At 42.9% G+C, this 12,522-nt stretch carries 10 protein-coding genes; 3 read left to right on the plus strand and 7 right to left on the minus strand.

Annotated features, from left to right (window positions below; all coding sequences use genetic code 11):
- The first annotated feature begins 70 nt into the window (after nt 1–70).
- Nucleotides 71–1,072 carry a catabolite control protein A gene (gene ccpA, locus LCU_RS09610; protein WP_004270523.1) on the plus strand — a complete coding sequence of 334 codons (1,002 nt, stop codon included), beginning with the start codon at nt 71–73 and terminating at the stop codon, nt 1,070–1,072.
- A 184-nt stretch (nt 1,073–1,256) separates the two neighbouring features.
- Here the strand turns inward: ccpA and LCU_RS09615 are convergent, their stop codons facing one another.
- Nucleotides 1,257–3,863 (minus strand): transglycosylase domain-containing protein, encoded by a 2,607-nt coding sequence (locus LCU_RS09615; RefSeq protein WP_244924706.1) that lies wholly within the window; start codon nt 3,861–3,863, stop codon nt 1,257–1,259.
- 431 nt (nt 3,864–4,294) lie between these two features.
- Here LCU_RS09615 and LCU_RS09620 point away from each other — a divergent pair, with 431 nt between their 5' ends.
- The gene (locus LCU_RS09620) at nt 4,295–5,002 is read left to right on the plus strand and encodes a glucosamine-6-phosphate deaminase (protein ID WP_056967058.1); all 708 of its coding nucleotides are present in this window, start codon (nt 4,295–4,297) and stop codon (nt 5,000–5,002) included.
- Between the two features lie 115 nt (nt 5,003–5,117).
- Here LCU_RS09620 and LCU_RS09625 read toward each other — a convergent pair whose 3' ends face one another.
- The 3 genes from LCU_RS09625 to LCU_RS09635 are packed head-to-tail and all read right to left on the minus strand — an operon-like array spanning nt 5,118 to nt 7,598.
- Entirely contained in the window at nt 5,118–5,372 is a 255-nt protein-coding gene (locus LCU_RS09625) for a hypothetical protein (RefSeq protein WP_141371798.1), read from the minus strand.
- Between the two features lie 49 nt (nt 5,373–5,421).
- Nucleotides 5,422–6,126, minus strand: coding sequence for a DUF4811 domain-containing protein (locus tag LCU_RS09630; protein WP_056967107.1), 705 nt, complete (start codon nt 6,124–6,126; stop codon nt 5,422–5,424).
- A complete protein-coding gene (locus LCU_RS09635) occupies nt 6,123–7,598 on the minus strand; it encodes an MDR family MFS transporter (protein WP_004270511.1) in 1,476 nt (491 codons plus the stop codon). The genes LCU_RS09630 and LCU_RS09635 overlap by 4 nt, the downstream gene beginning before the upstream one ends.
- Before the next feature lie 197 nt (nt 7,599–7,795).
- Between LCU_RS09635 and LCU_RS09640 the strand changes: the two genes are divergently transcribed.
- A complete protein-coding gene (locus LCU_RS09640; protein ID WP_257784606.1) occupies nt 7,796–8,188 on the plus strand; it encodes a MerR family transcriptional regulator in 393 nt (130 codons plus the stop codon).
- A gap of 169 nt (nt 8,189–8,357) precedes the next feature.
- Here LCU_RS09640 and pepV read toward each other — a convergent pair whose 3' ends face one another.
- The 3 genes from pepV to LCU_RS09655 all read right to left on the minus strand — a co-directional run bounded on the left by pepV (nt 8,358) and on the right by LCU_RS09655 (nt 12,518).
- Nucleotides 8,358–9,761: a dipeptidase PepV gene (pepV, locus tag LCU_RS09645; RefSeq protein WP_004270506.1), complete on the minus strand. Its 1,404-nt coding sequence runs from the start codon at nt 9,759–9,761 to the stop codon at nt 8,358–8,360.
- A 149-nt stretch (nt 9,762–9,910) separates the two neighbouring features.
- Entirely contained in the window at nt 9,911–11,995 is a 2,085-nt protein-coding gene (locus tag LCU_RS09650; protein WP_004270526.1) for a heavy metal translocating P-type ATPase, read from the minus strand.
- Nucleotides 11,996–12,185: 190 nt separating this feature from the next.
- Nucleotides 12,186–12,518: an ArsR/SmtB family transcription factor gene (locus LCU_RS09655; protein ID WP_004270504.1), complete on the minus strand. Its 333-nt coding sequence runs from the start codon at nt 12,516–12,518 to the stop codon at nt 12,186–12,188.
- Nucleotides 12,519–12,522: the final 4 nt, after the last annotated feature.

The raw sequence follows: 12,522 nt of genomic DNA on the forward strand, positions 1-12,522 counted from the left end.
CAAGAAGTAAAATGAAAACTGCTGAAAATATAATCTATTTTATTTTACAAATGAAAGGAATCATTTAATCATGGAAAAACAAACAATTACAATTTATGACGTTGCGCGCGAAGCCGACGTTTCAATGGCAACTGTCTCACGAGTTGTCAATGGTAACCCGAATGTGAAACCCGCAACACGTAAGAAGGTTCTTGAAGTTATTAACCGTCTTGACTACCGTCCAAATGCGGTGGCCCGTGGATTAGCAAGCAAGAAGACAACAACGGTTGGGGTCATCATTCCCGACGTTAGTGACATCTATTTTGCATCACTTGCTCGTGGGATTGACGATGTTGCGACAATGTACAAGTACAACATTATTTTGGCTAACTCAGATGAAAACAACCAAAAGGAAGTTCAAGTGTTGAATACCTTATTGGCAAAACAAGTTGACGGTTTAATCTACATGGGCCACAGTATTTCAGACGAAATCCGCGCTGAATTCTCACGTTCAAAGACACCAATCGTGTTAGCTGGTTCAATTGATCCAGACGAACAAGTGGGTAGTGTTAACATCGATTACGTTGCCGCTGTTAAAGATGCAACTTTGAAGTTAATCAAAAATGGTCATGACAAAGTGGCGTTCGTTTGTGGTAGCTTGAAATTCCCAATTAACAGCAAGTATCGTTTATGCGGTTACAAGGATGCCTTGAATGAAGCAGGCATTGCTTATGACGAAAGTTTAATTTTTGAAACAGAATACAGCTACAGTGCTGGTGAAGCATTGTTCAGCAAAATCAAAGCAACTGGGGCAACAGCTGCTGTTGTCAGTGATGACGAATTGGCAGTTGGTGTCTTGAACGGGGCAGTTGATGCCGGCGTTCAAATCCCAGCTGAATTCGAAGTTGTGACAAGTAACAACACGAAGTTAACTGAAATGGTACGTCCTAAGATGACGTCAATCTCACAACCATTGTATGATATGGGTGCCGTAGCAATGCGGCTTTTAACAAAGATGATGAACAAAGAAGACGTAAACGACAAGACAATCCTATTGCCATACAGTATCGTAGCAAGAGAATCAACAAAATAGAGTGCTATTGGTTGCGGTCAGCAATTGAGCATTAATAAAAAAATCCCGTTAATCCAGGTTTTAGGATTAACGGGATTTTTAGATTAAGCGGAAGTTGTTGCAAACAAGAGCACGTTTCCACCAATCAAAAAAGGCCTCAGTTCCAAACGATTTTAAATCGTTAGAACTGAGGCCTTTTTTTAGTTTAGTTCGTTGTCTCTGTATCTGTTGGATTGGTATTCGCTGTATAATTCGTACCGGTTGTAGTGCCAGTCGTAGCAGCAGTACCAGTTGTGTTTGCTGTGTAATTATTTGTCGTTGTTGCTGCGGTGCCACTGCGACGACTACTGTAGCCACTAGTTGGATTTAATTCATCAGCGGTGCTATAGGTAATTGAACCATAGCCGTTGTTATAACCTAAATAGTGGTTCCAGAAAGTTTCGTAGTTCCGGGCAGAACCGCCAATCCCGAATTCATAGCTAGTTGCTTTTGGCGTCCAGTTGTTATAAAGCGAGGTGACGGTTGAACCGTTCAAGTTCTGTGAGCTGCCGTTGATTGAAACCGTGCCAGGTAATTGACCAGTTAATTTCAAGACTTTGCTGCTTGTGACCGTACTTGGCTTTTCATGATCATCTTCCAAACGCATGAGGCTTGGGTTGATCTGATAAACGCTGTTGGCCAATTTTGACCAGTATCTTTCATTAATCTGGCTTGAGTTGTCAGTTAAGTTACGACCAGTACTGTCATAACCCATCCATGAAGCGAGGGTGATCCCAGGGGTACTCCCGATAAACCAGATATCGCGGTTATCATTTGAAGTCCCGGTTTTCCCAACTAAGTTGTTGGTATTAAAGTAGAGTTGATCGTAAATTGAAGTAGCAGTCCCATCTGTTAAAACGCCGGCTAACATTTGGTTCATGATGTACGACGTTGCTTTTGAAAAGACGCGTTTCTTCTTAGCGTGATGTTGGTAAACGACATTACCGGCGGGATCCGTAATCTTTTCAATCACGTAGGCGTCGGTATGTTCACCTTGATCCGCGAAGGTTGAAAATGCACTGGCCTGTTCTAAGACGCTGACCCCATCACTGGTCCCACCAAGTGAAATCCCCAGTTGACTGTATTCATCAGCGGTGAGGTTGATGCCCATCTTACTCATGTACTTAGAAGGATCTGTTGTGTTCTTCAAAGCGTTATAAAGGTTAACGGTTGGAATATTCAATGACTGGGCTAACGCTTCGTCAGCTGGAATGAATTTGTTCTGGATCGTGCCACCGTAATCGGTTGGTGCGTAATCCTTGAAGTTGGTCTTGAAATCGGCCAACATCGTTTTAGAACCAATCAGTTTCTGATCGATTGCTGGACCATAGACTAACAATGGCTTGATAGTTGAACCAGGAGAACGTTTGGTCAACATGTAGTTTGTTTGTTTGAGTGAGAAATCACGTCCGCCGACAAAAGAAATCACTTTCCCAGTGCGGTTATCTAACAAGACGCTCCCGTTTTGAACAGGGGACGAAACGGTCTTTTGTAACCCCGTTTCTTCGTCAGTAACGGTATCGGTATAAGTCCGTCCGAATGTTGCGCCCTGTTGGTGAACAACCCCTTGTATGGCATCGTAAATTTCTTGATCGATAGTACTGTGAATTTGATAGCCTTTAGTGCTGAGTAATTCAGTTGCTTGTGTTTCATATTGTTTGTAGAGATTTGGATCTTTGTTAAGTTTGGCAGTTGAAACATTGGCTTCTTTGGCTAACTGTTTGGCCATAATATCAGTTGCTTGTGTTTCAAGTAAGTTATAAACATAGCCATAACTCTTCGTTGTTTCGGCTGGATCGGCTTTTGGTTGGAATTCTTTGGTTAAGTCGACTTTCTTAGCGGCTTTGTATTCAGCCTTTGTAATGCGATCGTCACGATACATCCGGAATAACACGGTATTTTTACGATCTAGACCATATTTTAAGTATTCAGGATCTTTAAGGGTGCCGTCTTGATCATATGGTGTATAGACGGAAGGACTCTGTGGCAGACCAGCAATGTAGGCAGCCTCGGCTAGAGAAAGATCCTTAGCATTTTTGCCGAATAGGCCCAATGCTGCTTCTTGAACACCAGCGATATTTTGTCCTTTATTGTTACGGCCAAGAGTGGCAACGTTTAAGTAGTCTTGTAAGATTTCTTTTTTAGTGAAATACTTATCGACCCGCAAGGCGAGCAAGACTTCGGTTGCTTTCCGTTTAAGGGTTACTTGGGAGGTTAAAACCTGCATCTTAATCAATTGTTGCGTTAAAGTCGAGCCACCGGTTTGTGAACCAAACCCAGTGACATCGGAAATAACGGCCCGCAAGAGTGCTTTGGGGACAACCCCATCGTGTTTATAGAAATCCTCATCTTCGGTTGCAACAATCGCATCCTTTAGATAAGGGGACATCTCATGGATGTTGATGGGAGTCCGAATTAAGTCGGTTTTGATTGCGCCGAACTTATTGTTCTTGGCAAAGTATAAACCGGCTGCTTGATCGGTATTATCAAGTTGTTGCTTTAGCACTTGATAACTAGGAATTGGTTCGGATTTCATTAACGCAGCAAAATAGCCCGCGCCAATTCCAGCAGCGAGCGCCATACAGATTAAGCCAATTGAGATCCCATAGAGAAAAATACTCTTAATGGCTTCAAAGAAGACGTTAATCTTAAAAGAGAGTGGTGATTGGCTCAACTCTTGGATGTAGGCTCTTTTTTGTTCCTTAGTTGGTTGTGCAGAACGTTTATCGGGTAAATGGAGCAAATGTGCGAGTCTGTCTTTAGCAGATGTCAATAGCGTTGAGACCTTTTGTCTGCTCGACTGGAGCAGTGCTCGCCATCGACTGGAACGGTGCTTTGGATCATTCAAATAATAACGCCACCTTTTTTCTCATACTGTCCCATATTATATAATAGTTCAGCGCATTATCATACCCGATTTCGGATTTGTAAGACAAATGAAAAATATCCAGAAATGCACGGCAATCAATGAATATAGTGCAATTGGTTAACCAATTTGAATCAGCAGACACAAAAAGGGGGGCGTTTGCTAGCGATTAAAAGTAAGCTTTTAACGAAATGCCGTGAAAACGCTAAACGTTAGGTATACCAATTATTTAGCGCGTTTTTTAGCGTCAAAAGGCTTGCAATTGAAATTTTAGCCGTTTATAATTGGACTATACCAATAAACGACTTGAATTTTTAAATGATGAGGAGATAATCATGATGAAAATTATTAAAGTGAAAGATCAAGTAGAAGGCGGCCAAAAAAGCTTTGAAATCTTCAAAGAAGGTTTAGCAAACAACGCTAAAGTATTCGGTTTGGCAACTGGTAGTTCACCAATTAAATTCTACGAAACATTAGTGGCTAGCGACTTAGATTTCACAGGTTGCACATCCGTGAACTTGGACGAATATGTTGGCTTATCAGCTGATGACGACCAAAGTTACCACTATTTCATGAAGAAGAACTTATTCGACAAGAAACCATTTACTAAATCATACTTACCAAACGGCTTAGCAAGCGACATTTCTGCTGAATTAAAACGCTATGACCAAGTGATTGCTGATAACCCAGTTGATATCCAAATCTTAGGGATCGGCCAAAACGGTCACATCGGCTTCAATGAACCCGGTGCTGCGTTTGACAGCAATACACAAGAAGTGCAATTAACAGAATCAACAATCAAAGCTAACGCACGTTTCTTCGAAAATGAAGCAGATGTACCAACAAAAGCAATCTCAATGGGGATTGGCTCAATCTTAAAAGCTAAGAAAATCGTCTTGTTCGCATATGGCAAATCAAAAGCTGAAGCCATCAAAGGCACAGTAGAAGGCCCACAAACAACAGACGTCCCAGCAAGTGCATTACAACTACACGACGACGTGACAATCATCGTAGACGAAGCAGCAGCAAGCTTGTTAAGCAAATAGAGTGCGACAGCAGGCGGTTATGCTCTGAGGATTAGTGGCATATCGTGAATGAGCGGCAAAGCCGATCGTTTTCGATATGTAACTAACCGGAAGAGTATGCCTGATGGAGCCCGTTTCAAAATAAGAGTGCGTTTGAAACGGGTATCTTCTGAGCATTAACTGGATTTGACGAATTGACGATGAAATCGTCGATTTGCCAAATTTGGTTAAGCGCAGGAAGATATTTCAAAAAGCCCGTTTCAAAACAGAGTGCGTAGCCAGCCGGGTATATCCCGAGGATTAACACAGGATGGCGAATGATTGCGTCAGCAATCGTTTGACATTCAGGGTTAACCGCAAGGATATGGATGACGGAGCACATTTCCACCACAAAAAAATCCCCCACATCAAATCACGATGTGGGGGATTTTTTGATTGCATTATTTCAATGTTGCCATCACTTTAGCCATTGCGGCTTGTTGATAGGCGATTGCTGCTTTTTTAGCAACCGCTTGTTGTTGATCAGCAGTCATTGCTGGATTGGCTTGCATAGCAGCCATCACAGCTTGTTTACCGGCATTTTCTGCGCCAGTTTTAAGTTGTGCTTGTTGACCTTTTAATGCTTTAGCGAGTTGTTTAGCTTGAACATCACTTAGAACGAACCAGCCTTTAGCAACCTTAAATGTGTTGTGACGACTTACGAATTCGTGGTCGTTACCAGAAATTCCGAACCAGAATTTAGCCGTATTATTTTGATAAACGCGGTATTTGGTGGTTGTCACTAAGACTGCTTTATCAGCATTTTTTTGAACACTGTTGGTTGTCTTTTCAGTTTGGGTTGCTTTGGGTTTACTTTGGTTGGCATCGGTCCGATAAAGATAGACTTTTTCAGTGCCGTTACCAAGTGGGTGATAGAGAAGCATTGACATGCCCTTCGCATCTGCGCTTGAAACGAGCGTGTGCGTCTTAGTTTCGGTCACAGTTTTCATTCCGTAATGATTGTGATCATTTTGGACGATGAAAACGAGTGAAGCGATAAATGTGAGTCCAAAGATGGTCATTAAGATTGGTCGCCACATCTTTTGACCGAAAATCGATGAAAAGAATAATGCGAGTGTGCTGATAACGAGTGTAATGACGATCATGCCTTGGCACCCCCATTAATCGTAGATTTCTTTGAAGAGAGGAAGAATGTGATGATGAAGCCAATCACACAGAAAATCACAGCAACGATGAAGGCTGCGTGATAACCAGAAAGGGTGGCATCAATCATCTTATCGCGGAAGGCCAATGGTAATGTCTTGACCATGTGTGTGCTTGGCATATTGCCTTTTGTAACACTAGAAAGCACACTGATTAAAATGGCTGTTCCGATTGAGCTGGCAACTTGGCGGAAAGTATTATTAACAGCTGTCCCATGACTAATTAAGTTCATTGGTAAAGCGTTCATTCCGGAAGTTGTGACAGGCATCATCACCATTGAAATCCCAAACATCCGGACAGCGTATAACACAACGATGTAGATGATTGGGGTAGTAGCTGTTAGGAAGATGAATGGCGCAGTTGCAGCCATCAATAAGAACATCCCGGTCATTGCTAAGCGTTTGGCACCATACTTATCAAAAATACGGCCCGTAATTGGCATCATAATCCCCATCATGAGGGAACCAGCTAATAACGTTAAGCCTGAATGGAAGGCAGATTCGCCACGAATGTTTTGAATGTATAGTGGCAAGACCATTTCGGCACCGACCATCGCCATGTTCGTCACACCACTTAAAATAGCGGCAATTGTGAAGACAGGTGATTTGAAAACGCGGAGTTCCAAGAATGGGTTTTCCATCGTGAGTTGGCGCCAGATGAATAAAGCAATTACCACAACGCCAATTGCTAAGGTTGTGAGAACGAGCGCATCGCCCCAGCCTTTATCGCCAACTTCTGAGAAGCCATAAAGCAAGCTCCCGAAGCCGACAGTTGATAAAATAATTGAAGGGACATCAATTTTAGGTTTTGAAAGTTGAATAACACTCTTCATTTGGAAACTAGCGAGGACTAAGACGAGAATCACGATTGGAATAATCATGCCGAATAAAACACGCCAGTTGTATGAATCGATAATCCAGCCTGAAAGGGTAGGCCCTAAAGCAGGTGCCAGGCCGATAACAATCCCGGCCATCCCCATGGCTGTTCCCCGTTTTTCAGGTGGGAAGATGGTGAGCATAATGGTTTGCAAAATGGGCATTGAAATCCCAACACCAGCAGCTTGAACAAGCCGGCCGATTAATAGAGTTGCAAATGAGCTCGTTGGTGCGATGTAACAGATAATAGTCCCGATTAAGAAGACAGTCATTGCTGACATGTAGAGGACTTTTGAATTGAATCGGTTAATTAACCAAGCACTAATGGGGATCATAATCCCGTTGACTAGTAAGAAACCGGTTGTGAGCCATTGAACGGCTGAGGTGGACACATCGAATGCTTTCATTAATGTGGGGAAAGCAGTTGATAAAATCGTCTGGTTCAAGACGGTACAGAAAGTACCAATCAATAAGACCAAGACTAAGACTGTCCGATTATATGGTTTCCCATGAATATCTAATGGTCTAGCGTCTGACAAGATAAAAATCTCCTTTGTGTGTTTTTGTTGATGCGATTTATTAGTTTAGACGCATTTGGTATCTTTGTCAAGTAAGTTGACAAAGGTGTTATTTAACTTGACAATCCCAATAGATTATCTATAATGAAAAATAATAATAGGAATGGAGTGGGGACTTGCAAAAAGACCTTTTTTTAAAGTTAATAGATACGGATCGATTGATTTTTGGGATTAGTGAAGTTTGTAAAATGGCGGGGGTTACACCGCGTCAACTCCGCTACTGGGAGCAAAAAGGATACATTAAAGCGCGTGAATTGGATGGCAATAAGGCCCGCGAGTACGACGCGCAAACAATGATTAAGGCGATCTTTATCAAGCATTTCTTAGATGAAGGCTACACGCTAGGGGTTGCTGTACAGAAAATTCAAAAACACATGGATAACATGAAGGTTGTTCGTTCGATAATTCGGGAACATTTTGAGGGGATTGAAGAGATTGATGGCGAAATGGCTGTTAATCTCGGTTACTTCGATGAAACAAAGCAACAAATCTTATACGCAATTGTCAAAGATGGGCATTCAACGTTTAAGCTGATGCCTGCTGATAAATGAAGGCAATCAAAAAAACGGTCCAAAGCGATTAAGCTTTGGACCGTTTTTGATTGCTAAATGTGTTCTATCAGCCATATCCTTCCGGTTAACCCTGAGCCGCAAACGATTGCTACGCAATCATTCACAACTTTGTATTAATCCTCGGTGGATACCCGACTTACGTCACACTCTACCTTGTTAATCTGTAAATTGCATCTGCATAGATTGCAATGGCATTCATGATATCTTCAATGTGCATATATTCATTTGCTTGATGCATCACATTTTCGCGTTCTTCTGGTAAGGCACCGAAAGCAACACCACGTTCTAAGATACGACCATATGTGCCACCACCGATAACTTGTTCGTGACCTTTAAGACCAGTTTGTTCTTCGAAGACGCTTAATAATGTTGCAACCAATGGATCGTCACCAGGCACGTAATGTGGTTCTTGTGCATGACCGTCAATTGTTACGTCAGCAAGATCACTAAGTGTGTTTGCTAAACCGTCGCGTGTGCTTTCAGCAGTCACACCTTTAGGATAACGGACGTTCAAGAGCACTGTTGCTACACCATCTTGTGTGTAGTTGAAGACTGCAGGACATGCTGTTAAGTCGCCCATCACATCATCTGTGTGGTTGATGTTTAAGAGGTGCCCACGTGAATCTTCGTGCATTAAGCGGGCAATTGTTCCGATGTAGTTGCCACCTTTAGTATCTAAGGCAAAGTCAGCTAAGAAAGTTGCCAAGTGTGTTGCAGCATTTACGCCGGCTTTTGGTTCTTGAGCATGTGAACCTTTACCGATTAAGTCGATGATTGTTTGGTCACCGTCAGTTGTGATTGTCCCTTGTAACTTGTGGTCGGCAACATAGGCGTCAAACTTAGCTTGGAAATCAGCTGGCATTGCACCCGTTAAGATGGCTTTAGCTGTTTGTGGCACCATGTTGGCGCGTAAACCAGATTTGAAGCTAACCAATGTCATATCGCCATCAGCACCGTCAACTGGTTTGAAAGTCATGAGGTATGACACAATCCCTTTTTCACCATTGATGATTGGGAAGTTTGCATCTGGCGAAATTGCAAAGTCAGGTTTTGGTTCAACTTCGAGGTAACGGTTGATCCCAACCCATTCACTTTCTTCGTCAGTCCCAACGATAAAGTGCACTTTTTTGTTTAATTCGATACCGTTGTCTTTTAATAATTTCAAAGCATAATATGCTGCGATTGAAGGCCCCTTATCATCTGATGAACCGCGGGCATAAATCTTACCGTCTTTGATCACTGGTTCAAATGGGTTTGTTTCCCAACCGTCACCGGCAGGCACAACGTCCATATGACCTAAAATCCCGAATATTTCGTCGCCACTACCGAGTTCAATGCGACCTGCAACGTTTTCAACATTCTTTGTTGTAAAACCGTCGCGGTCAGCGATTGCTAAGAATTGTAGCAAGGCATCGCGGGGGCCAGGGCCAAGTGGTGCGTCGTCTTCTTTATGGTCAACGTCGCGCGCACTATTAATCTTGAGTAAACTTGTTAAGTCAGCAAGCATTTGATCCTTATACTTTGCTGCTTCTTGTTGCCAATTCAATGTCATTGCAGTCCCAGCTTTCATTGTTAAATTTTAACCAAAAAACGGTTAATTAATTATTAATCTATTCACATTTTAGCATATTATTACAAATTTAAAAAGCGCTTGCCATTAAAAAATAAAAGGTTCACAAAGTCTCCATGAACCCTTTAAGGTTAGTGCTTCTTTAAAATCCGAAGTGCGTTTAAAATCGCGATTAACGTTACCCCGACATCGGCGAAAACGGCTTCCCACATTGTGGCAATTCCAAAGGCGCCTAATAATAAGAAGATGCCTTTGACCACTAATGCGAAAATGATGTTTTGCCAAACGATGCGGCGGGTGTACTTGGCGATCGAAATCGCAGTTGCTAATTTTGTCGGTTCATCGGACATCAAGACGATATCGGCAGCTTCAATAGCGGCGTCAGAACCTAACCCGCCCATAGCAACGCCCACGTCGGCACGGGCTAAAACGGGTGTGTCGTTGATTCCGTCACCAACAAAGACGATTTTTCCGTTGGTAGCGCGGTCTTCTGTGAGTTTGGCGACGGCGGCCACTTTATCTTGCGGCAGAAGTTCGCTTTGATACTTATCGATACCTAAGACGGCGCTGACTTGTTGCGCAACGGGTTGGTTATCGCCAGTCAACATAATTGTTTGATGAATCCCGGCGTGTTTTAGCTGCGCGACAGCCGTTTGTGCATCTGGTTTGACGGTGTCCGCAATGACGATATACCCCAAGTAGCGGTTGTTGTAAGCAACATGGACACTGGTGCCCACTTCACTAGGTGTGAGTGTTGCGATGCCACTGGCTTGTAACCAACTAGCCTTACCAGCTTGTAAAAGTTGTCCGTTGAGTTGCCCGCTAATCCCGTGACCAGCGGTTTCTTGGACGTCAGATAACGTCTTTGTGAGTGGCGTTTGGTTAGCTGCTAAAATCGATTGACCAATTGGATGGGTCGAGTGTTGTTCGACAAGGGCAGCTAGTGCTAAAAGTTCATCAGGTTGTTGATCGACCGAATGAACGGTGGTGACGCTGAAACTACCTTGGGTCAATGTCCCAGTCTTGTCGAAAACAACGGTTTGGACATCGTTTAAAGCTTCGAGATAATTACTCCCTTTAACCAGGATGCCGTTTTTAGAAGCCGTTCCAATCCCAGCGAAAAAGCCGAGTGGAATTGAAATGACGAGGGCACATGGACAAGAAATCACTAAGAAAATCAATGCCCGATAGAGCCAATCGCCAAATGGAGCACCGAATAAAAGGGGCGGTACAATGGCCATGATGGCTGCAATGCCGACAACAATTGGTGTGTAGACTTTGGCAAACCGCGTGATGAAGTTTTCAGTAGGCGCTTTTTGACTGCTTGCATTTTCGACAAGGTCTAAAATCTTAGCGATGGTTGAATCAGCATAAGGTTTCGTGACTTCAAGCGTTAATAAACCTGATTGGTTAATCGTCCCACTGAGTAGTTCATCACCAGGATGAAAGGCGCGAGGAACAGATTCACCGGTAATAGCTGAGGTGTCCACGTAACTGTCGCCGGTAGTAATCACACCGTCGAGCGGGACTTTTTCCCCTGGTTTCACCACGATGTGTTCGCCAACCTGAATTGCTTCGGGTGCAACAACTTCGGTGGTGCCATCAGCCGCTAACCGATTGGCGATGGTTGGTTTAATTGCCACTAAGTTAGCAATTGAGCGCCGGGAATGATTAACCGCTAATGATTGGAAATATTCACCAACTTGATAGAATAACATGACACCAACGGCTTCGGCATATTGTCCGATTCCAAAGGCCCCAATGGTTGCAATTGACATTAAGAAATGCTCATCGAACCATTCGCCGTGGAGAATATTTTTGATTGCGGTCCAGACGATATCGTAGCCGATGACTACAAAGGCAGCTAGGAGCAACGTGGTTTTAGCTGGCGCGCTTAGAGGGACAAGATAAGAAATCGCCAAGCCTAAAGAGCTGACGAGAATTCGGATGAGATCATAATTAATCGCATGTTTTGCGGGGGATGGTTCTGGGGTTGGTGATTGTTGAATCCCCACATCTGGTTCAATGGTTGGCAAAAGAGTAGCGAGTTGTTGTTCGAATTCCGTAACAGCTTCTTGGCCGGTCAGTTCATAGTTTAATTTTTGAGTGGTGAAATTGACGGAGCAACTTTTAACGTTGGCCATCTTGTTAACGTTCTTTTCAATTTTAGTAGCACATGCGGCACAATCGATGCCGGTTAATTGAAGTTGTGCCATGTTATTTAGGCCTCCTTGTTGAGTGAAAAGCTAAATCGTAATCTTTACTAAATAAACAAACATATGAGCATATATTCATATGTTGACTATAAGATACCACCAAACACGATAGAATGCAATCGAGATGATGGGTTTGGGACATTAAAAAAAGCACCGACCAAAGTGAATTTGATCGGTGTCAATAGGATCCTTAGTGTTCGTTGACGTGGGCGATAACTTGCGAAAAGATATTGATGACATGGTTGTCAGCTAATGAATAGAAAACTTCCTTGCCTTCTTTACGACTTTTTACCAGTTTCGCTTGCTTGAGTGCACGTAATTGATGTGAAATTGAGGATTGCGACATCTCTAACACACTGACAATATCGCTCACCCGCAATTCGGATTGAAAGAGGGCGTACAAGATTTTAGCGCGTGTTTTATCGCCTAGTATTTTAAAAAGAATTGAGATGTGATCAAGTGTTTCTTCCTTTGGAAGAGTATTTTGGACGGAACGAATCAATTGTTCATAATCGGATGTCATAAAA

Origin of the sequence: Latilactobacillus curvatus JCM 1096 = DSM 20019 (assembly GCF_004101845.1) — a bacterium.
Taxonomy (GTDB): Bacteria; Bacillota; Bacilli; order Lactobacillales; family Lactobacillaceae; genus Latilactobacillus; species Latilactobacillus curvatus.